19 protein-coding genes and 1 tRNA gene are annotated in these 21532 nt (G+C 39.4%); 10 read left to right on the top strand and 10 right to left on the bottom strand.

The window, feature by feature from the left end; translation table 11 throughout:
* Positions 1-44: 44 nt before the first annotated feature.
* The 3 genes from gatB to gatC are packed head-to-tail and all read right to left on the bottom strand — an operon-like array spanning position 45 to position 3358.
* Positions 45-1520: an Asp-tRNA(Asn)/Glu-tRNA(Gln) amidotransferase subunit GatB gene (gatB, locus tag AC1M87_RS09930; protein ID WP_481593600.1), complete on the bottom strand. Its 1476-nt coding sequence runs from the start codon at positions 1518-1520 to the stop codon at positions 45-47.
* Positions 1520-2998, bottom strand: coding sequence for an Asp-tRNA(Asn)/Glu-tRNA(Gln) amidotransferase subunit GatA (gatA, locus tag AC1M87_RS09925; RefSeq protein WP_481593599.1), 1479 nt, complete (start codon positions 2996-2998; stop codon positions 1520-1522). The genes gatB and gatA overlap by 1 nt, the downstream gene beginning before the upstream one ends.
* Positions 2999-3043: 45 nt before the next feature.
* Positions 3044-3358, bottom strand: coding sequence for an Asp-tRNA(Asn)/Glu-tRNA(Gln) amidotransferase subunit GatC (gene gatC, locus AC1M87_RS09920; protein WP_035269791.1), 315 nt, complete (start codon positions 3356-3358; stop codon positions 3044-3046).
* Positions 3359-3491: 133 nt separating this feature from the next.
* On the opposite strand from gatC, the gene AC1M87_RS09915 reads away from it, so the two are divergent.
* The 6 genes from AC1M87_RS09915 (at position 3492) to AC1M87_RS09890 (ending at position 8271) form a co-directional block, all read left to right on the top strand.
* On the top strand, positions 3492-4538 hold the full coding sequence (locus AC1M87_RS09915; protein ID WP_035269793.1) for a rod shape-determining protein: 1047 nt from the start codon (positions 3492-3494) through the stop codon (positions 4536-4538).
* Between the two features lie 30 nt (positions 4539-4568).
* Positions 4569-5426: a rod shape-determining protein MreC gene (gene mreC / locus AC1M87_RS09910; RefSeq protein ID WP_035269796.1), complete on the top strand. Its 858-nt coding sequence runs from the start codon at positions 4569-4571 to the stop codon at positions 5424-5426.
* Positions 5413-5907 carry a rod shape-determining protein MreD gene (mreD, locus tag AC1M87_RS09905; protein ID WP_481587256.1) on the top strand — a complete coding sequence of 165 codons (495 nt, stop codon included), beginning with the start codon at positions 5413-5415 and terminating at the stop codon, positions 5905-5907. Before mreC ends, mreD begins: the two co-directional genes overlap by 14 nt.
* Entirely contained in the window at positions 5895-6461 is a 567-nt protein-coding gene (locus AC1M87_RS09900; protein WP_481589105.1) for a Maf family nucleotide pyrophosphatase, read from the top strand. The genes mreD and AC1M87_RS09900 overlap by 13 nt, the downstream gene beginning before the upstream one ends.
* A 51-nt stretch (positions 6462-6512) precedes the next feature.
* Positions 6513-7967, top strand: coding sequence for a ribonuclease G (gene rng / locus AC1M87_RS09895; RefSeq protein WP_035269804.1), 1455 nt, complete (start codon positions 6513-6515; stop codon positions 7965-7967).
* Between the two features lie 136 nt (positions 7968-8103).
* Positions 8104-8271, top strand: coding sequence for a PA1571 family protein (locus AC1M87_RS09890; protein ID WP_171076802.1), 168 nt, complete (start codon positions 8104-8106; stop codon positions 8269-8271).
* Between the two features lie 52 nt (positions 8272-8323).
* Here AC1M87_RS09890 and AC1M87_RS09885 read toward each other — a convergent pair whose 3' ends face one another.
* Both AC1M87_RS09885 and AC1M87_RS09880 read right to left on the bottom strand, forming a co-directional pair.
* The gene (locus tag AC1M87_RS09885) at positions 8324-9778 is read right to left on the bottom strand and encodes a WS/DGAT/MGAT family O-acyltransferase (RefSeq protein ID WP_481593598.1); all 1455 of its coding nucleotides are present in this window, start codon (positions 9776-9778) and stop codon (positions 8324-8326) included.
* 166 nt (positions 9779-9944) lie between these two features.
* Entirely contained in the window at positions 9945-10679 is a 735-nt protein-coding gene (locus tag AC1M87_RS09880) for a phosphoadenylyl-sulfate reductase (RefSeq protein WP_035269807.1), read from the bottom strand.
* Positions 10680-10877: 198 nt separating this feature from the next.
* On the opposite strand from AC1M87_RS09880, the gene thrH reads away from it, so the two are divergent.
* Complete coding sequence (gene thrH / locus AC1M87_RS09875) at positions 10878-11495, top strand: bifunctional phosphoserine phosphatase/homoserine phosphotransferase ThrH (protein WP_035269809.1); 618 nt, start codon at positions 10878-10880, stop codon at positions 11493-11495.
* A 51-nt stretch (positions 11496-11546) separates the two neighbouring features.
* On the opposite strand, the gene AC1M87_RS09870 is transcribed toward thrH, so the two are convergent.
* The 5 genes from AC1M87_RS09870 to AC1M87_RS09850 all read right to left on the bottom strand — a co-directional run bounded on the left by AC1M87_RS09870 (position 11547) and on the right by AC1M87_RS09850 (position 17744).
* Positions 11547-12734 carry an OmpP1/FadL family transporter gene (locus AC1M87_RS09870; protein ID WP_481593597.1) on the bottom strand — a complete coding sequence of 396 codons (1188 nt, stop codon included), beginning with the start codon at positions 12732-12734 and terminating at the stop codon, positions 11547-11549.
* A gap of 296 nt (positions 12735-13030) precedes the next feature.
* The gene (locus AC1M87_RS09865) at positions 13031-14395 is read right to left on the bottom strand and encodes an OmpP1/FadL family transporter (protein WP_092767002.1); all 1365 of its coding nucleotides are present in this window, start codon (positions 14393-14395) and stop codon (positions 13031-13033) included.
* A gap of 347 nt (positions 14396-14742) precedes the next feature.
* Positions 14743-16029, bottom strand: coding sequence for an OmpP1/FadL family transporter (locus tag AC1M87_RS09860; protein ID WP_481593596.1), 1287 nt, complete (start codon positions 16027-16029; stop codon positions 14743-14745).
* Positions 16030-16248: 219 nt separating this feature from the next.
* Positions 16249-16324: transfer RNA gene (locus tag AC1M87_RS09855), tRNA-Arg, on the bottom strand.
* A gap of 70 nt (positions 16325-16394) precedes the next feature.
* A complete protein-coding gene (locus AC1M87_RS09850; RefSeq protein WP_180028093.1) occupies positions 16395-17744 on the bottom strand; it encodes an amino acid permease in 1350 nt (449 codons plus the stop codon).
* A 322-nt stretch (positions 17745-18066) separates the two neighbouring features.
* Between AC1M87_RS09850 and prpF the strand changes: the two genes are divergently transcribed.
* The 3 genes from prpF to AC1M87_RS09835 all read left to right on the top strand — a co-directional run bounded on the left by prpF (position 18067) and on the right by AC1M87_RS09835 (position 21499).
* Entirely contained in the window at positions 18067-19254 is a 1188-nt protein-coding gene (gene prpF / locus AC1M87_RS09845) for a 2-methylaconitate cis-trans isomerase PrpF (RefSeq protein ID WP_481593595.1), read from the top strand.
* A gap of 234 nt (positions 19255-19488) precedes the next feature.
* Positions 19489-20451 (top strand): GGDEF domain-containing protein, encoded by a 963-nt coding sequence (locus AC1M87_RS09840; protein WP_481593594.1) that lies wholly within the window; start codon positions 19489-19491, stop codon positions 20449-20451.
* Positions 20452-20587: 136 nt separating this feature from the next.
* On the top strand, positions 20588-21499 hold the full coding sequence (locus tag AC1M87_RS09835; protein WP_481593593.1) for a polyprenyl synthetase family protein: 912 nt from the start codon (positions 20588-20590) through the stop codon (positions 21497-21499).
* Positions 21500-21532 lie beyond the last annotated feature (33 nt).

Raw genomic sequence — 21532 nt, 5'->3', positions numbered from 1 at the left:
AAACCCGCTCTAAAGCGGGTTTTTTATTCCAAAATTAATCAGTTTTAACCAATCAATTTCTTCATTAATTCATTGACTTGAGCAGGGTTAGCTTTACCTTTCGCGGCTTTCATCACTTGACCAACAAGACCGTTAAAGGCTTTCTCTTTACCAGATTTATACTCTTCAACCATTTTCTCGTTCGCAGCAAGCACGTCTTTAATAATCGCTTCAATTGCGCCTGTATCAGTTTCCTGTTTCAAGCCTTTTTCAGCAATAATCTCGTCCGCAGTTTTGCTTTCTTCCCACATAAAGCCGAACACTTGTTTTGCAATCTTACCGTTAATCGTGTTGTCCACAATACGTGCAATCATGCCACCCAATTTCTCAGCAGATACAGGAGAATCAGCCAATTCTAAGCCTGCTTTGTTCAGCGCCCCTGAGAATTCACCCATCACCCAGTTTGCAGCAATCTTACCTTGTGCAGCACCGCCCGCAGCCTTAACAACTTCTTCATAAAACTCTGACATTTCACGAGTCAATGTCAGAACGTGAGCATCGTACTCAGTCACACCAAAGTCCGCTACAAAACGCGCACGACGTGCAGCAGGAAGCTCAGGCATAGTCGCTTTAATCGCTTCGATTTGCTCATCTGCAATGATCACAGGCAACAAGTCTGGATCTGGGAAGTAGCGGTAATCGTTCGCTTCTTCTTTCGAACGCATAGAACGCGTTTCCATCTTCACAGGGTCGAACAAACGCGTTTCTTGGTCGATGGTGCCATCCCATTCCAAGATTTCCATTTGACGTTCAATTTCAACATTGATCGCTTGTTCAATGAAACGGAATGAGTTTAAGTTTTTCAATTCACAACGTGTACCGAATGGTTGACCTGGACGACGCAGTGATACGTTACAGTCGGCACGGAATGAACCTTCCGCCATGTTACCATCAGAAATACCTAACCAACGCACAAGTGTGTGAATCGCTTTAATGTAAGCAACTGCTTCTTCAACCGAACGCATATCGGGTTCAGATACAATCTCAAGAAGTGGTGTCCCTGCACGGTTTAAGTCGATGCCTGACATCCCTTCAAATTGGTCATGGATCGATTTACCTGCATCTTCCTCAAGGTGCGCACGTGTCACGCCAATGCGTTTTACTGTGCCATCTTCAAGTTGGATGTCGATATGACCCAAGCCCACAATCGGGTTGTCCATTTGGCTGATTTGGTAGCCTTTTGGAGAGTCAGGGTAGAAATAGTTTTTACGTGCAAATACAGACGCTTGGTCGATATACGCATCAATACCCAAACCAAAGCGAATGGCAAGATCAACCACTTCTTTGTTCAATACAGGCAGTACGCCCGGCATTGCCAAATCAACAAGGCTCGCTTGTGTATTTGGGTCTTGACCAAATTCAGTTGAAGAACCTGAGAAGATTTTAGATTTAGTCGCAAGTTGAGTGTGAATCTCAATACCAATAACGACTTCCCAACCATCAATCAAATTTGACTTAGGTTTTGCATTATTCTTCGCCATTATGCATTCTCCTCAGCAATTACAGCGCGTTTGGTGTGCCAATCAGTTGCTTGTTGGTATTGGTGCACCACAGACAACAATTGAGATTCTGACCAGTAGTTACCAATCAACTGTAAGCCAACAGGTAAATTATTTTGATCAAAACCAACAGGCGCGTTAATCGCAGGAAGACCTGCAAGGTTGACCGCGATGGTATAGATATCGCCCAAGTACATTTCAACTGGAGAAAGGTTTGCACCAATCTTATAGGCCGTTGTTGGTGCAGATGGCGCAGCAATCACGTCAACAGACTCGAATGCTTTTAAGAAATCTTGTTGGATTAAACGACGTACTTTTTGTGCTTTGACATAGTAGGCATCGTAATAACCTGCAGACAGCGCATAAGTACCAATCAAGATACGGCGTTGAACTTCAGCACCAAAACCTTCAGAACGAGAACGTTTGTACAAGTCCATGATGTCTTTTGGATCTTCACAGCGGTAGCCATAACGTACGCCGTCAAAACGTGACAGGTTAGACGATGCTTCAGCAGGGGCAATCAGGTAATAGGTTGGAACATAAGCTTCAGTCATGTTGAGGTCAATTTCAACAAGCGTTGCGCCCATCTCTTCCAATTTTTTTAGAGATTCTTCAACACGTGCTTTAACGTCAGCAGCCAAACCTTCAACATTAAAGTACTGTTTAGGAATACCAATGCGTAATCCTTTTACAGACGTGCCGTTCAAGTTTGCAACGTAGTCATCAGCATCTTTTTGTACAGAGGTTGAATCTTTTGCGTCATGTCCTGCCATCACGTTCATAAGGTACGCACAGTCTTCTGCTGAACGTGCCATTGGGCCACCTTGGTCAAGTGATGATGCATAGGCAATCATACCGAAACGTGATACACGACCATAGGTTGGTTTTAAGCCTGTAAGGCCACAGAACGATGCAGGTTGACGGATTGAACCACCTGTATCTGTACCAGTCGCAAACGGTGCAAGGTCAGCTGCAACTGCGGCAGCAGAACCACCTGATGACCCGCCTGGGACACGATCTAAAGCCCAAGGGTTCGCCGTTGCACCGAAGTAAGATGATTCTGATGTAGAACCCATGGCAAATTCGTCCATGTTCACTTTACCTAAAGTCACTAGGCCCGCAGCTTTACTTTTCGCTACAACGGTTGCGTCGTACGGAGAGATAAAGTTGTCTAGCATTTTAGAACCAGCCGTGGTTTTAATGCCTTGCGTACAGAAAATATCTTTATGTGCAATAGGTAAACCAGTCAAAGTGGTCGCTGTACCTGCTTTGATCGCTGCATCAGCTGCATCAGCTTGAGCCAATGCTTGTTCAGCAGTCACAGTGACATAAGATTTGACTTGCGCATCAATTTTTTCAATACGGTTTAAATAATGTTGCGTCAATTCACGTGAAGAGAATTTAGCGGTTGCTAAACCATCGATAAGTTCACGAACCGATAAGCGATGTAAATCTGTCATGAGAAAAATTCTTAACTAAAATTTAAATAGGGCAAAACTGAACAATTATTCAATTACACGTGGAACAAGATACAAACCGTCTTGTACAGCTGGTGCAACGGCTTGATAGTCATCACGATGGTTTTGTTCAGACACAGCGTCTTCACGTAATGGCTGCGGATGGTCAAATGGACTCTTTAGTGGCTCAACACCTTCGGTATCAATGCCTTTCAAGGTTTCCATCATTCCTAAAATTTTATTCAAACTTTGAGCATATTCAGCAGATTGAGTGTCATCCAAAGACAAGCGTGCTAAGTGTGCAATGCTTGAAACGGTTTGTGCATTTAAATCTGCAGATTGCTGAGCATCTGATGCTGACATGCTGTCTCACCTAATCAGTAATAAAAATATTCAAAATATCATGCGTTATAATAAGCGATTGACTTGTCCAAAGCATCACATTTAGTTAAAGTTGCCATCTTACGTCTATATAACGTTGAACTGAGAACGACCCGTGATTCTAAAACGACTAATTGGCTTGTTTTCGCCAGATCTAGCCATAGATTTAGGCACCGCTAATACACTAATTTATGCGCCAGGACGGGGCATTATATTAAATGAACCGACTGTTGTGGCAATTCGTCACAGTGGTTCACAAAAAATAGTTGCCGCTGTTGGCTTGGATGCTAAGCAAATGCTTGGTCGTACCCCTGCGAATATTTCTGCAATTCGTCCAATGAAAGATGGCGTGATTGCGGATTTCGAAGTCACTGAGACCATGTTAAACCAATTTATTGGTAAAGTGCATGAAAAGCGTCTTTTCCCACCAGCGCCACGTGTTGTGGTGTGTGTGCCATGTAAATCAACTTTGGTTGAACGTCGTGCGATTCGTGAGGCTGTATTCAATGCAGGCGCACGTGATGTACGTTTAATCGAAGAGCCAATGGCAGCAGCGATTGGTGCAGGCATGCCAGTTGAGCAAGCATGTGGTTCGATGGTCGTAGACGTAGGTGGTGGTACAACTGAAATTGCAATCATTTCATTGCAAGGTTGTGTCTATGCAGACTCATTACGCATTGGTGGTGATGTTTTTGACGAACAAATTATTCATTATGTTCGTAAAGCACACGGTTGCGTCATTGGTGAAACGACAGCTGAAACCATCAAAAAAGAAGTGGGTATGGCACTTCCAGATGAAGATGGCAAAGTGCTAGAAATCGAAGTTCGAGGTCGTAACTTGGCGGAAGGTGTTCCGCGCGCAATTACGGTGACTTCTGATGAAATTACTCAAGCAATCACTGATCCATTGCAAAGCATTGTCTCTGCAGTGAAATCTGCGCTTGAACAAACACCTCCTGAGTTGTCATCAGATATCGCGGAGCGCGGTATTGTGTTGACTGGTGGTGGTGCGTTATTACGTAACTTAGACAAGTTATTGTCACAAGAAACAGGTTTGCCAGTAGTAGTTGCTGAAGATCCGCTTTCTTGCGTAACACGTGGTGGTGGTAAAGTCTTAGAACTCTTTGATAACCCGAACCATGACATGCTGTTTGTTGGTTAATTTTCTGTAATTTAATTTAAGGACGAGGCGGTGCAACCGAATCTGTTTTCAAGACAACCGCCATCTTTTCGCTCTTTCATCATTGCAGTCATCGTGTGTTTGTTCGTGTTAATGTTTAATTGGCGTGCTCCACACTTGATTCAACCAGCAAGAGATGTCTTGTACGCGGCATACAATCCCATTTATGCCATTGCAAGTTATCCCGTTTTATCGAAAGAATGGCTCAGTCAACAAACCAAGTCTGAAGCGCAATTGCGTCGTGAGAATACTGCGATGCAGGCAGAGCTGCTTCAGGCTCAGGTTCGTCTTCAAAAACTCTCAGAACTCTCCGCTGAAAATACGCGCTTACGTGGATTATTGGATACGCCTTTGATCATTGACGGTCGTATGGAAATCTCTGAGGTGATTGGAACAGATGCTGATCCGTTACGTCATATCATTATCATTAACCGAGGTGCTGCGAGCCAACTGCGTGTCGGGCAAACGGTGTTGGATGATAACGGTATCATGGGGCAGATCATCAATGTTTATCCGCACAGTAGCCGTGTCATGTTATTGTCTGATAAAGAACACTCCTTATCTGTACGTCTTGAAAACTCTGGCATGCGTGCCATTGTGTCAGGCACTGGTGATTTAGGTCGTCTGAAAATGGAATATGTACCGACCAGCGCTAACGTCAAAGTCGGGGACAAGGTGTATAGTTCAGGTTTAGGACAACATTTTCCTGCGGGTTATTTGGTCGGAACAGTGTCCAAAGTTAAGCGTGAAAATACCGGTGAGTTTGCGCAGATAGACGTGAAACCTGCAGCTCAGTTGGCAGGTGGACACCATGTAGTGGTACTGTTCTCAGACTCATTAGCCATGGAGCAACCTCATGCTCAGCGCTAAAAAAATATCATCAGTTAAAACACGTGATCCTCTATGGATCATCGTGCTTTCAATCATTATTGGTTCAGTCTTGGTGGTGTATCCTCTGTCTTATTCATTGGCAGGATGGCGACCGCTGATCATGCTGATGATTACGATGTATTGGATCTTGCTTCAACCGACATGGTGTGGCGTTTGGTTTGCTTTTGCAGTCGGGTTATTTACCGATTTACTGCTTGATGCACCCCTTGGTTTACATGCGTTAAGCTTCGTTTTACTAACATTCGCCATCCGTTGGTTTGTGCGTGAACGCCGTTTAATGACGTTTGGAAATACTTGGGCAATCGCTAGTGTTGCTATATTGGCACATTTGATTTATGTCCTTTTTGCACAAATTATTTCCGATATGCAATTTTCGATAACTCGTCATTGGCAGCCACTAATGAGTAGTATTTTAACTTGGCCCATCTTGTATTATTTGCTTCGAAAATGGCGAATTTAATCCTGGCGTCGAGCTCGCCTCGGCGTAAAGAATTGCTTGCACAGCTGGGACTTAAATTTGATATTTTTAGTCCAGAAATCGATGAGTCTGTACGTGATGGTGAGCAAGCGCATGATTATGTTCGACGTTTAGCAGAACAAAAAGCTCAGGTTGTTTTAGCGCGATTTCCAGATGCGGTGGTCATTGCTGCAGATACAAGCCTCAGTTTAGATGGACAAATTATTGGCAAACCTGACTCGAAGCAACATGCGTTTGAAATTTGGCAATCCTTGTCAGGACGTCAGCATGAAGTCCTCAGTGGCGTTTGTGTGTCTTCACAACATAAAACAATAAGTACAGTAGTGAGCACAAAGGTTGATTTTCAATCACTCAGTCATCATGATATGGAAGAATATTGGTCAACTGGGGAACCTGTAGGAAAAGCAGGGGCTTACGCAATACAAGGAATCGCCGCAAAGTTCGTTCCTCGTATTGAAGGTAGCTACACCAATGTGGTGGGTTTGCCTTTACATGAAACATCACAGTTACTGAATCAAATATTGAAAAGTGGTTAAGGCACTAAATTAACCTTTTAAAAAATTTTTATAATGTTTTGAGTGTTTTTTATGTCTGACGAGTTGTTGATTAACGTCACCCCAATGGAGTGTCGGGTGGCGTTAGTTGAAAATGGGACGGTCAACGAACTATTTGTTGAACGCAACGCTAAACGTGGTTTAGTCGGGAATATTTATAAAGCCAAAGTTGTACGTGTATTGCCTGGTATGCAAGCGGCATTTGTAGACATTGGCTTATCTCGTACTGCTTTTTTACATATCAATGACATGATTTGGCCTCGTAATCAACCGACGCCAAATGTCTTTGATCTTCTGCAACCAGGTCAGATTCTGACAGTGCAGGTCATGAAAGATATGTTAGGCACGAAAGGTGCGCGTTTAAGTACTGATCTTTCCATTCCTTCTCGCTATTTGGTGATGATGCCTTATGGACATCATACTGGCGTGTCTCAGCGAATCGAATCAGAAGAAGAGCGTGATCGTTTACGTTCGATCATTGAGCGTATTCAAGCTGAACATAAGTTACCCGGTTCTGTCATTGTACGAACTGCAGCAGAGGGGATCGAAGAGGCCGCTATTGCGCAAGATATGGCGTATTTGGCAAAACTTTGGGAATTTATTCAGCGCAAACAAAAAAGTGTCGTGGTGCCATCACTTATCTTTGAAGAGCTACCACTTCCTCAACGTATCATCCGTGATCTGGCAAATGAAGATACGGTAAAAATTCAAGTCGATTCAAGAGAAGTGTTTGGCAAGCTACAAGAGTTCGTGGCTGAGTTTGTACCAAATATGGTTGATCGTCTGAAACATTATCCTGGTGAGTGTCCGATATTCGACTTATACAATGTTGAAACAGATATTCAAAAAGCACTGCAAACACGTGTTGCTTTAAAGTCTGGTGGTTATCTCATGATTGATCAGACGGAGGCCATGACCACTATTGACGTCAATACAGGCTCATATGTAGGTGGACGCTCTCTTGAGGACACCGTCTTTAAGACCAACATGGAAGCTACACAAGTCATTGTGCGTCAACTCAGACTGCGCAACTTAGGTGGAATTATCATTATTGACTTTATTGATATGCAAGAGGCCTCACACCGTGATGAAGTGCTTAAGCAATTTGAAAAAGTCTTAGAACGTGACCATGCAAAAACTAAAATCACTCAAGTGTCTGAGCTTGGCTTGGTAGAAATGACGCGTAAACGGACGCGTGAATCACTTGAACATTTGTTATGTGAGTCTTGTCCAACGTGTCAGGGACGTGGTTATGTGAAAAGTGCCGAGACTGTTTGTTACGAAATCTTTCGAGAGATATTAAGATATGCTCGAGATTTTGAGTCTCAGACTGACTTTACTGTCGTTGCGCATCCATCGGTTGTGGATCGATTATTAACCGTAGAAGCTGCGGCCGTCTCTGATTTAGAGCATTTTGTGAAACGTGTCATTAAGTTCCAAGTCGAAAATTTATACACGCAAGAGCAATACGATATCATTTTGAATTGAAATTGTAACAGAATATCGTTAAACACTTGTTACAACTGAGATTTTACATTCGATCCCGATTTCTCAATACTTAAGAAATCAAATCGAATAGCCAAAGACAGCGATGTTGTCTTAGCAAAGTGAGGTCAAAGTGGGTATGAATTTAACGGAACAATTAGCGGGTAGCCATCGTCAAATTGTGGATTCAAACAAAAGCGCTTGCTTGATGCTCAACGATCAAGGTCAAGAAGTTCGAGTTACACAAGCGATGGTCGTTTCGCTCTGTCAGCAATTAATCAAGCAGTGTCGTAATATTAAAAATTAAGGGGCCTTTTTAAAGCCCCTTAATTTTTTTGTGAATATCGAAATATACAGCCTTAAGCTGGTTTTTCATTTGCAACTTCTATATCCGTTACTACTTGTTTCTTCACTGCACTACGCTTAGTGGTCTTTTTCATAATCTGCGGTTTTTCATCTTCAGGTAAACCCACAATTTTTTCAAATCGTTGAATCTCATCTTCTAAATGGGTCAATAAATTTTGCATCTTAGGCAAAGCATTTCGACATGCGGTTAAACCGACTTCTAATTTATCCATATAACTGGTCATTGTAATATTCAATGCTTGACCATCAAGTACGATAGAAGCAGGGTAGAGTGCGTCCAAACGTGCACCATTCCAATATAGCGGCTCTTTAGGCCCTGGTACGTTAGAAATAACGAGGTTAAATGCCTGACGTTTAGGTGCTAAACCAGAGATGATATTTAAACCTGCAGGACCATATACGAAGGCACTATAGTTGAGAATCTGATCTGAAGTCATGCGTTTGAATTTTTGTTTCGCATTCATTACGCTACGACGAATAAGATCGAGTCGTTCTAATGGATCGGCTTTATGTGTCGCTAAGTTGGCCAGAATCATCGTTATACGATTTGACATATCTGAATCATCAGTACGAACGGAGACAGGAACCATAGCGATTAATGGTTTCTCAGGTAAAGCACTTTGACTGATTAAGTATTCACGCAAAGCACCAGAGCAAATCGCGAGAACAATATCGTTAATGGTCACACCCAGTGATTTTGAAATATGGTTGAGGCGCTTAAACTCATATGACTGAGCAGCGAAACGACGCGATGAGCTGACTTTTTGATTCAGAATACTACTTGGGGCTTGGAAACTAGATACATAGTCCGGATTACGTCCCATATCCTTAAAGACAGTTTCAGACAGCACTTTGAATACACCCGGTGTAGACTGCACTTGACCTTTCAAATTAGACAATATTTGTTTTGCACGGCTTACTTTAGGTGTTTTAAGTCGCTTAGCACGCGGACCTTCGAGACACCATGGCGGAACGATACTTCTTGCATTTGGATCATGAGAGAGTGATTTTTCAATTAAACGCATGCCTGCAATACCATCGACCATCCCATGATGTATTTTGAAATACATGGCGAAACGATTGCCTTCAATGCCCTCAATGATATGACACATCCATAATGGCTTAGCTCGATCAATTAATGAACTGTGCTCTTGGGAAATGTAGGTGAGTAGCTCACGAATACGACCAGGATGTGGTAGAGCAATATGTCTGAAGTGATGATCAAGATCGAATTCAGTGTCTGTGTCCCAAAACAGTCCGTTTAATTTATTATTAAACGGTGGAATTGGAATAGATTTTGAGTTGCGAATATCTGCCACTAAATCTTGAATAAAGGTTGGTGGCGCATCTTCTGGAATTTCAAATAAAAATAATCCGCCAACATGCATGGGCTGTTGTCTTTTTTCCAAAGATAAGAAAATAAAATCAAGCGGGTGTAATGGGCGCATAGTCTAGGTTTGCCTCACTGCAAATTTCTAAAATTGTTTTTTAGAATTATCAATCCAAGAGATCAGTATAGACGTATTTGTTGGAGGGGGCATAAATTTTTTTAATGAATGGTCAGTACAAAAAAGCCACTTTAAATCAGTGGCTTAAAACTTTGTGAGACAGTTTTTACTTTTTTAAATTACCTGAATGTAAACCACATTCTTTATGCGTTGCTTCTTCCCACCACCAACGACCTTCACGCTCGTGCTGATTTGGAAGTACTGGACGCGTGCATGGTTCACATCCAATTGAAATAAAACCTTTTTCATGCAATGGATTATATGGAATTTCCATCATGCGAATATAATTCCAAACGTCAGCACTCGTCCAATTCGCCAAAGGGTTGTATTTAATGAGTTGTTTACCTTCACCTGAAAAACCTAGATCAGCTTGAATCACTGGAATTTCAGTACGTGTACCCGGACTTTGATCTTTACGTTGACCCGTGATCCATCCATCAAGTGTTGCTAACTTTTTACGAAGAGGTTGAACCTTACGGATACCACAACACTCTTTATGATCATCTTGATAAAAGCTAAACAGTCCTTTTTCGTTGACCAGATTCTGAACAGCTTCAGCTTCCGGGAAACATATTTCAATGTTGATATTATAGTGCTTACGAACAGTCTCAATAAATTGATAAGTTTCTGAATGCAAGCGACCTGTATCTAGACTAAACACGCGAAAAGGTTTACCTAAATTTGCAGCCATATCAATCAATACAACATCTTCAGCACCTGAAAATGAAATGGCAATTTCACCTGTTTGATTTAAAGCTAAGGCTATAATTTCCGAAGGGGATTTATCTTCATACTCTGATGCAAGTGCATCAATTAAATCTATGCTTGGAATGGTAGTCATGAGAATCCTGGCGATATAGGCTTGGAAACAACAAGTCCTATATTAAAATATTTGATGTATATTTTAGTTGAATTCAGAGATTTATCTTATGAAATAAAAATAAATACTTATGAATAAAATAGATTTAAAAAATTACATCGATATTCAACAATCTTCGGCTATGATATTGCAAATTTTATTAATGCTGAGGGCAGTATCATGGAAATCGTTTGTCTAGATCTTGAAGGCGTTTTGGTTCCTGAAATTTGGATTAATTTTGCAAAAAAAACAGGAATTAAAGAGCTTGAAGCAACAACTCGAGATATTCCAGACTACGATGTGCTCATGACTCAGCGTTTAAATATTCTTAAACAGCATGGTTTAGGTTTAAATGACATTCAAGCTGTTATTGCAGATATGGGACCGTTTGAAGGTGCTAAGGAGTTTGTCGAGTGGGTACGTACTCATTTCCAACTCATCATTTTATCAGACACATTCTATGAATTTGCTCATCCATTGATGAAGCAGTTAGGTTGGCCTACGATTTTCTGTCACAAATTAGAAACTGACGAAAATGGTATGATTACAAATTATAAACTACGTCAACCTGATCAAAAACGTAAAGCAGTGCAAGCTTTACACGGTTTAAATTTCCGTGTAATTGCTGCAGGCGACTCGTATAACGATACTACGATGCTCGGTGAAGCAGATCAAGGTTTCTTATTTGATGCGCCGGATAATGTAATTGCAGAATTCCCACAATTTCCTGCGATTAATGGTTATGCTGCATTGAAAGAAGCGATCCGCAACGCTTCTGTACGTGATATTCCAGCCTAAGTTATTACTTTGAAAAAAGGACGCTTTAGCGTCCTTTTTTTATAACAATTGTTAGAATCGATACCCGATTTTCATGCCATAACCTAATGCATAATTGTTGCTGAATTCTCCAACATTTATTCCACCCGTTTGAGCAGTTGCATCGCCTAACCAGAAATATTTAACACCAGCTTGAATAAAGCTTTGCTGTGATGGGTTGAATTGACCACCTAAGCCTACACTCCAATAACCTTCAGTTGGACCTAAAGTGGTTACAGGGTTTCCAGCTCCAGAGTCATAGCCTACAGTTGTGGTTGCTGCCCATTGATCATTAAATTTATGTGCAACACCTAAGGTTGCAGAGTACTGATCATCGGAATACGAAATGAGGTCCTGTCCAACTAATCCAAGTAATTTAGGTGTAACCGTAAATTGATCCCAATGAACCCAACGCAGGTTAGCAAACGCCAAAGTGTTTGTTGCAATTCCAGACTGTAAATCAATATTTACAGATTGTGGAGTAACTGCTTCAGTTAGTGCAGCGATCTTATCTAATCTATTAAACTCAGGCTTTTTTAATGCATCGGCGTAAAGTGGAAGGAGCGAGGTTTCATTCGACTGAGCTTTGTGTTTAATCTCAGAGCGATAAGTGATAGATGCTTTTAATGCAATTTTTGGAATTTGATATGCAGTACCTGCAATCCAGCCGTAGGCTTCTTTTTGGTCTACATGGATGTTATAGCCATTTAAGACTTGGTATGCACTACCTTTTAGATTGATATCAGCTTCAACTGTTTGCCATACTGGACCAGCGTAAAAATTCCAATTTTCAGTGGGTTGATAGCCAATAAGTGCAGTTAAATTTTGTGTTTTAACTTCAACTGATGTACCACTTAAACTATTCCCAAATGATTGATTTTTAGCATCGTATAATGCATCTGCACCAAAAGGCTGATCGTAAATTAATCCTAAAGAAACTTGGTCAGTAATCTGTAGTTTAAGAGCAGTGTTTACAAAATAATAATCACTGCCCATATCGGTAATTTTTTCGCCTGTTAAATCCTGACCAGTGATTTTATTAATCACGGTGGAAGAACCTTTAACGGTGGGATCTAAAACAGAAATACCAGCTTCTGCATAATTACCTGATTGGAGAAATGCTGAAATTGACTGACCTGAACGATCTAATCCTGCGGCGTAAATTGAAGTTAATGGGAGCGTAGATAATAAGACAGAGTATGAAAGTACTTTAAATTTCATGATGTTCATCCATGAATGCCATATGGCGAAAAAAATTGCATGAAAAATAACATAAATAAAAAAAGAGTAAATACTCGGAAATGTTTGAAATATAATCAAATTTATGTAGCTTCAATATCAAGTTATGAGATTAAATAATTATGTCCATGTTTTTAAAAAATATTATTGAGCAAAAAAGGAATTGTAGTTTGAGTCGTTTTCTTATTTTAAATGATGATATAACAGGCAATTAATTTATACTTGTATAAAAATAAAAAAAGACCACAATCATGTGGTCTTTTTTTATTGATGAATGATTAGAATTTATAGCCGATTTTAAGACCATAAGCTAAAGCGTCATTGTCTTCAAACTTTCCTGCTGCGCTATGTGCACCTGTCTGAGCATCAGCATCACCTAACCAGAAGTATTTAACACCACCTGCAATAAACGTAGCTGGAGTAGGGCTATATTGAAGACCTAAACCTACGTTCCAATAACCTTCTGTTGGTCCAAGTGTCGTTACAGGATTGCCTGCACCTGAGTCCCATCCAACTGAAACATTACCAGCCCATTGCTCGTTAAATTTACGACCTACACCTGTTGTTACAGACCATTGATCTTTAGAATAATCAACTAGGTTAAATCCATTAGGTTTGCCTAAAGATGGTAATAGTCCACCAGCAAGCTCTGATAATTGACCAAATTTATGAGGGCGTATAGAGAAACTTGACCAGTCTACCCAACGTATGTTTGCAAATGCTACGGTGTTAGCCATAATGCCAGATTGTAAATCTAAATTTACAGATTGTGGTGTAGTGATTTTAGTTTCACCAGATGAATTAAGACCTGCCAAAGCTGAACCTGGTAATGCTCCAGAAGCCACTAGTAAAGAACCTAGAGGCGCAATGAGAGGAATACTTTCATTAACATTGACTTTATGATCAATTTCGGAACGATAAGTAATCGATGCTTTAAGCGCAATCTCAGGAATTTGATATGCTGCGCCAGCTAACCATCCAAAGGCATTGTCTTCAGGAATATCAGCATCATAACCATTAAATAAGCTATATGCTGAACCGCGAAGTTTTACGTTACCTTTAACTGTTTGATAGACTGCACCACCATAAAAGTTAAAATTTTCTGTAGGTTGGTAGCCTAAAATCAGTGATAAGTTTTGAGTATCAACTTCGACAGATGTGTTTCCAGTTATTTGAGTTCCTAAACCGATTGCAACTGGTAATCCAGTAGACGGATCTGTGATTACAGGTATACCGTTAAAGCTTCCTGTTGGATTAGCAGTCACTACTGGTAATCCATTTGTCAAAGCAGTTCCAGGTAATACACCATCGGCTGGGCTAGCGACAAAATTATTTGTTCCTGTGTATTCAGCATCTGCACCAAAAGGTTGATCATATAAAAGACCCACTGAAATATTATCAGTCGCTTGTATTTTTAATGCCGCGGTAGGGAAGTAGTAATCACCAGCCATATCTCCAGTATGATTACCCGATAAATCTTTACCAGAGACAGATGGATCTAAAATTGAGATACCTGCTTCAAAGTAATTTCCTGGTTGAAGGAATGATGAAATAGATTGTCCAGAACGATCTAATGCAGCAGCAAAAGTGCCTGATGATGCTAAACCGAATAATACAGCAGCTGATAATTTTGTTAATTTCACTTGAATTTTCCCTGATCTTCTTCAATGAATTATTTTGTATTTTCCAATTGAATTGAGGATTAGTTATCTTAAACTGATCCTAAATCATATATTCACAAAATAACACATTAAGAATCAGAGTAAATACTCTAAGGAAATAAATTTATAATTGAATTTTAATTCTGATAAAAATAATAGGAATTTTATTTTTATATAAATTATTGAATTTATGAATTATTTAATTTTGAGTCATACTATCTTATCGTTAATTTATAAATGAACTATACAGTCAGTCAACGGTCAGTCAACGGTATTCATGATTAAATAAAAAAGAGCACTAAAGTGCTCTTTTGAAAAATAAATGGCATTTAGAAACGATAACCCATTTTTAAACCATATGCCCAAGCATTATTATCTTCAAAATTACCGACATATTTGCCAACAGAACGAGCTTCAGCATCTCCTAACCAAAAATATTTGACGCCTCCACCGATAAAAGTTGCTGGAGTAGGACTAAACTGTGCACTTAATCCGACATTCCAATAACCTTCAGTTGGACCAAGTGCAGTTACAGGATTACCAGCACCTGAATCCCAACCGGCAGAAATAGCACCACCCCATTTTTCATTAATTTTTCGCCCAACACCAACTGTGGCAGACCATTGATCTTTATCATAATCGATAATATTTTGTCGTTGGCCTGATAATAATTGGGTAATACTTCCAAATTTATCAATATCTATACCATAGCCACCCCATTCGACCCATCGTACATTTGCAAAAGCAACTGTATTGGCCATAATGCCAGTTTGGAAATCTAAATTAACGGATTGAGGTGTGGAGATTTTAGTTTTTTCTGAATCAGAATTAAGTAGTTTGTTTCGTAAACTATTTGCTGCTAATGCTTGAGCTTTATCTTCTGCAGAAATAGGCAGAGAACTTACCACTTGCTCAAATGTTACTGTGCCGTTTGCTAATGCTACTAGTCCATCAATTGTTGCAACTTGATTGTTAATTACACCAACGACTAAATTTGAATTTTCAGTAGTGTCAAGCTCATGATCAATTTCAGATCTATAAGTCAAAGACACTTTTAATGCAATTTCTGGTATTTGAAAAGCTGCTCCTGCTAACCAACCGTAGCCTTCATCACGTTTAAAAGTTGAATTATAACCAATACTAGACAGTGTTAAGTTGCCTCTCACATCTTGATATACACCGCCTGCATAAAAGTTCCATTGTTCATTAGGTTGAAAGCCGAAAAGAGCAGTAATATTATTTGAATTAACTTTTACATTAGTGCCTGCAAGTGGCCGATTACCTAAGGCTCCATCATCAGGAATCATACCATCTGTATAAGTTGCAGATGCCCCAAATGGCTGATCATATAGAATACCGAAAGAGAAATTTTCGTTAAGTTGTAATTTCAAAGCTGCGCTTGGAAAATAATAATCATCACCCATATCACTAATTGGACCCAATTGATTTTTTCCAGATACATCAGGGTCAATAATGGAGATACCAGCTTCAAAGTAATTATTTGGTTGTAAAAATGCTCCTATCGATTGACCTGAGCGATCCATAGCGGCTGCATGAGCCCCAGAAATCGGTAATAAAGCAAATAATACAGATGCACTGATGGTTTTTAATTTCATGTTATCTATCCTTAGATAATTTGAATTTTTAATTTAATAGAATTTTTTTAGTTATTTCCTTAAGAGCTGATAAATAAACGATTTATGCTAAAATGTTTATTTTTTACTCTACAAACAACATATCATAAAGGTAATGAGATGCAACAAAAATTTGACTGAAATGACATTATTTTTTTTATTTTGGGTCAATTTGTTGATAAGTGTATTAATCTTAGAAAATGGTGCGCCCTGCGGGACTCGAACCCACGCCGGTCACTTAGGAGGCAACTGCTCTATCCAGTTAAGCTAAGGACGCATACAAATCTGATCAAATAAATTTTTGAAAAAAAGTTATTGCTTAGCAATAACTTTTTTAGTGTGTCTTACTATTTTCGGTAAAGTAATTTAAACAATACCAACATCAGGATAATCCAGATCGGAATCATGATCACAGCACCGCTTAAGCCCTGAGTCCACATGATGTAAAGCACGACAAGAATAAACCCAAGAACTAAATAGTTACTCGCTGGTGACCATAAAGCAGGAAATTTAGAAGTGGTATTCGACTGTTTCATCGCTTGCTTAAATTTCAAGTGAGTCAAAGCAATCATCGCCCAGTTAAGTACTAGAGCACCAACGACAATATAAATTAAATTACTTAAAGCATCTTCAGGTGCGAAATAGTTTAATAAAACACACCCGAAAATTAACACTGCTGACAACAATACCGCAGGAACAGGTACACCTTGTTTATTGGTTTTTTCAAAAATTTTAGGGGCATTCCCTTGTTTTGCTAAACCAAAAAGCATACGGCTATTTGCGTACATTCCACTGTTATATACCGATAGCGCAGCAGTCAAAATAATAAAGTTGAGCAGGTGAGCAGCCCAATCAATACCCAGTTGACTGAAGATCATTACGAATGGACTTTTATCTAGACCACCAAGTTGCAGTTGATTCCATGGAACTAAAGAAAGAAGAATTGTAAGCGATCCAACATAGAAAATCAGAATACGGAAAACAACTTGATTAATTGCCTTAGGAATCGTTTTCTCTGGATTTTCAGCCTCAGCTGCCGCCATACCAATCAGTTCAATACCACCAAAGGCGAACATCAGGAATGCCAGCATGAAGAATAAACCTTCGAATCCATGAGGGAAGAAACCACCGTGAGTCCAAAGATTACTGAATGATGCAGTAGAGTCAGATCCTGCTGTAAACAACAAGAATAGACCGAAGATAATCATCGACACGACAGCTGCTACTTTAATAATAGACAGCCAAAACTCTGATTCTCCATAAAATTTAACATTACAGAGGTTAACTAAGGTAATGATAATAAAGAAGAAAAGAACTGATGACCAAGCAGGAATGTGAGGCCACCAATAGTTAATATATTTTGCAACAGCTGTTAATTCGGTCATCGCGACCAAAATATAAAGAATCCAATAGTTCCAACCTGCTAGGAATCCAGGAAACTTACCCCAATATTTATTTGCAAAATGACTAAATGATCCTGCAACAGGTTCATGAACAATCATTTCGCCTAATTGGCGCATAATTAAAAAAGCGATTAAACCACCAATTGCATAACCCAAAATAATAGATGGGCCGGCAGATTGGATCACGTGTGCGGAACCTAAAAATAAGCCTGTACCAATTGCACCACCCATAGCGATTAATTGGATATGACGATTCTTTAAGCCACGCTGAAGTTGTGAAGACTTGTTATTCAAAGTATTCAGCCCGACGATTGAAATAAGTTACAAGATTGTAATAGATCAAATTGCATTAGCCTAGTACGTCAGCGTTCATGAATATTTTTTATGATTTAAATAAAATAAAATTATTATAGAAAAATGATTTAATTATTTTTTAATCAATCATTTAATTTTATTAGAATTTGTTTTTGTGAGAGTGAATTAAATTTAATCTATCGTAATTGATGGAAATTCATACCATAGTGTTAAGTGCTCATGTTCACATAAAAAATCATTTATACTGTGTTGAACTAAAAATCACGATTGATAACAAATATTAAAAGAGAAGGAATGAGCTATGAGTTCAACACCACAAATTAAAATTCCAGCCACTTATATGCGTGGAGGAACGAGTAAAGGTGTTTTCTTTAACTTAAATGATTTACCTAAAGAAGCTCAAGTTCCAGGTAAAGCAAGAGATCAGATCTTATTACGTGTGATAGGAAGCCCTGATCCTTATGGCAAACAAATCGATGGAATGGGTGGTGCTTCATCTAGTACCAGTAAGACAGTCATTCTCTCTAAAAGCGCTCAATCTGATCATGATGTAGATTATCTTTTTGGACAGGTTGCGATTGATCGACCATTTGTCGATTGGAGTGGCAACTGTGGCAATCTTACGGCAGCAGTAGGCTCATTTGCGATTTCAAATGGTCTCGTGAGTGCAGAAAAGATTCCAGAGAATGGGATTTGTACGGTAAAGATTTGGCAGGTCAATATCCAGAAAACGATTATCGCGCATGTCCCAATTACAAATGGTCATGTTCAGGAAACAGGTGATTTCGAGCTTGATGGGGTAACATTTCCAGCTGCAGAGGTGCAAATAGAATTTTTAGATCCCGCAGATGATGGAGAGGATGGGGCTACCATGTTTCCCACAGGAAATGTGGTTGATGAGCTGGAAGTCCCAGATATTGGTCGCTTTCAGGTGACGCTGATTAATGCGGGTATTCCAACTATTTTTATGTGTGCTTCAGACTTAGGGTATGAAGGAACTGAACTTCAGGATCATATCAATAATGATGTCGAGGCCTTGGCCAAGTTTGAAAAAATTCGTGCTTATGGTGCTGTAAAGATGGGTATTATTCAGCATATTGATGAAGCGGTTCAACGTCAGCATACACCTAAAATTGCATTTGTATCTGCGCCTAAAAATTACATCTCATCTAGCGGAAAAGCAGTACACGCTGATGAGATCGACTTGACGGTTCGTGCTTTATCTATGGGTAAACTGCACCATGCCATGATGGGAACCGCAGCTGTAGCGATTGGAACCGCCGCTGCAATTCCTGGAACATTAGTCAATTTAGCCTCAGGTGGTGGTGAAAAAAAATCAGTCAGATTTGGGCATCCTTCTGGGACACTCAGAGTGGGCGCTGAAGCGGAGAAAATTAATGACCAATGGACTGTAAAAAAGGCCATTATGAGTCGCAGTGCTCGAGTACTCATGGAAGGATGGGTGCGAATTCCTGGCGATACGTTTTAATATGAAAAAACCACTTTCGAGTGGTTTTTTTACGCGCATAAAATATGTGATAAGTATACTAAATTAGCCTGAAAGCATTACTAACAGTACGATTCACTCATAAATAATTGAGACTATGACAATTTTGACATGTTATATTAAGGAAATAAGTCAACGTGATTATATTCACCGAATTCATAAAATTAAGTTGCTGAATAGCCTTCGCTCCACGAATAATTAAAATGAGAAAGACCAATGAAGAAGGATAATAATTTTGAGCAGGATACGCCCAAGATTGATCAAGAGTTTCTAAACCAAATTCATGCTACAAATAAATTAGATTTGGTATCTGTGATTGCCAAAATCCCTGTGCCTGTGGCGCTAGTTCAGCATGATGGTGTATTTATTAGTGCAAATCAATTATTTGCTGATATCTATGAGAGTGATGCACTCTATTTACTCGGAAAGAAATTAGGTTTCGTATCAACGACGGTTTACCAATTATTTCAAGATGCGCTGCAATTGTTTCGACATGATTCACGCTTATACAAAATTGAAAATGAGTTCTATTCAAAAGGGCATTTTTTTCAAATTTATTTTAGTGCTTTAAGAGATAAATCAACCTCTTTGGATTGCGTGTTGATCGTATGTGCAGATATAACAAAATTGAAAAGACGTGAACGTGTCTTGATCCAAAATAATAAAAGGTTGTTTGAAGAGCTATATTTGGATCCTGTGACTGGGATGAACAATAAGCTGGCATTTGAACAGTTTTTAAAAGATCGCTTCCTTATTCAAGATCGGAAAAATTATTCTTTTATCAAGTTTGAAGTCGAAAATTTTAAAAAGTTTAATCAGCTCAATAGTTATACCATTGGCGATGAAATTTTGAGTCGTATTGGATCTCTGATTAAAGAGGAGTTGAATCAAGATTTAGCAGAAGTCTATCGTTTGAATTCTGCAAGTTTTATCTTGGTGATTCAAGAATCGACTCCTTGGAAAATTCTCACCATTGCTGAACGCCTAAAACAAACATTGGTCCGTGAAAAAATTTATTTCGATCCTCAAGAGGATGAGGTACTCACGTGTGCGATTGGGATTTTTCATCCTAATTGCCAGAAAATGTACTCAGAAAAGCAAATATTAGAAACCTTAGATCGGGCTGTTGACATTGCACATGTATTGGGTCGAAACTCGATTCATGTGTTAGATGAATAGTCACTCTTCATTTAAACCTATCACTAAATAAAACAAATCAGCATTGTGTTTTGTAGCAATCACAATTGGTTGTAGAATAAGGACAATTTTATATATACCGACATGAAACGGTATAACTTGAGGTTCAAAGACGGCAGTGACAGTACATATCTCTGTGAATAGTGAAGTATTACAACGTGCTCAGCAGCAAATCCAACAGGATCTGAAAATTGCCCTAGATGCATTTTTCATTCCAGAGCCTTTGAAAAGTGCTGTAAATCATGCAGTCATGTTAGGTGGAAAACGGGTTCGTCCAGCTTTAGCGTATGCAACAGCAGAATTAAGTGAAGATCATAAAAATTTTGCTGCTGTGCGACGTGCAGCAGTCGCAGTCGAGTTAATTCATTGCTATTCACTTGCTCATGATGACTTACCATGTATGGATAATGATTTATTGCGTCGTGGTCAACCAACGTGCCATGTTGCATATGGTGAAGATACAGCACTACTTGCGGGAGATATCTTGCAGTCGATGGCATTTGAGGTTTTAGGAAGTCGCCTTTTTGATACACAAGTCACTGTAGATCCTTCTATTGTGTTGAAGCAAATGCAGATATTGGCGACATCATCTTCTAAGATGGTTTGTGGTCAAGTCCTAGATTTGCAAGCGGAAGGCAAGAAAATTGATCAGGAAGCATTGGAAAATATTCATCTTAATAAAACTGGTGCACTGATTCAGGCGGCAATCATGATGTCAGCAGTGACAGTGATGGACGGTGTAGATGCAGGAATACCGAAATTGCGTGAATTTGGTCAAGCATTAGGTTTAGCATTTCAAGTACAAGATGATATTTTAGATATAGTTTCGGATACTGAAACGCTTGGAAAGACCGCTGGAAAAGATGAACTTGTAGAAAAATCAACATATCCAGCTTTATTGGGCTTAGATGCTGCAAAAGAATATGCAAAAAAGCTTCATCAGCAAGCCATTAGTGCTTTAGATTATTTTGGTGATTCAGCATCTGAACTTAAACAGATTTCAGCTTTTTTACTTGCTCGAAAGAGTTAAAAAAAAGAGGACTGAAAGTCCTCTTTTTTATTT

The sequence above is a fragment of the Acinetobacter sp. 24-47-62 genome (assembly GCF_056779765.1).
Note: the sequence above shows the minus strand (reverse complement) of the source record. Positions and strands in the feature narration are given on the sequence as shown.

Bases quoted from the DNA above. Each gene is read 5' to 3' on its own strand.
- gatB (WP_481593600.1), bottom strand. From the start codon at position 1,520: ATGGCGAAGAATAATGCAAAACCTAAGTCAAATTTGATTGATGGTTGG.
- gatA (WP_481593599.1), bottom strand. From the start codon at position 2,998: ATGACAGATTTACATCGCTTATCGGTTCGTGAACTTATCGATGGTTTA.
- gatC (WP_035269791.1), bottom strand. From the start codon at position 3,358: ATGTCAGCATCAGATGCTCAGCAATCTGCAGATTTAAATGCACAAACC.
- mreD (WP_481587256.1), top strand. From the start codon at position 5,413: ATGCTCAGCGCTAAAAAAATATCATCAGTTAAAACACGTGATCCTCTA.
- AC1M87_RS09900 (WP_481589105.1), top strand. From the start codon at position 5,895: ATGGCGAATTTAATCCTGGCGTCGAGCTCGCCTCGGCGTAAAGAATTG.
- rng (WP_035269804.1), top strand. From the start codon at position 6,513: ATGTCTGACGAGTTGTTGATTAACGTCACCCCAATGGAGTGTCGGGTG.
- AC1M87_RS09890 (WP_171076802.1), top strand. From the start codon at position 8,104: ATGAATTTAACGGAACAATTAGCGGGTAGCCATCGTCAAATTGTGGAT.
- AC1M87_RS09885 (WP_481593598.1), bottom strand. From the start codon at position 9,778: ATGCGCCCATTACACCCGCTTGATTTTATTTTCTTATCTTTGGAAAAA.
- AC1M87_RS09880 (WP_035269807.1), bottom strand. From the start codon at position 10,679: ATGACTACCATTCCAAGCATAGATTTAATTGATGCACTTGCATCAGAG.
- thrH (WP_035269809.1), top strand. From the start codon at position 10,878: ATGGAAATCGTTTGTCTAGATCTTGAAGGCGTTTTGGTTCCTGAAATT.
- AC1M87_RS09870 (WP_481593597.1), bottom strand. From the start codon at position 12,734: ATGAAATTTAAAGTACTTTCATACTCTGTCTTATTATCTACGCTCCCA.
- AC1M87_RS09860 (WP_481593596.1), bottom strand. From the start codon at position 16,029: ATGAAATTAAAAACCATCAGTGCATCTGTATTATTTGCTTTATTACCG.
- prpF (WP_481593595.1), top strand. From the start codon at position 18,067: ATGAGTTCAACACCACAAATTAAAATTCCAGCCACTTATATGCGTGGA.
- AC1M87_RS09840 (WP_481593594.1), top strand. From the start codon at position 19,489: ATGAAGAAGGATAATAATTTTGAGCAGGATACGCCCAAGATTGATCAA.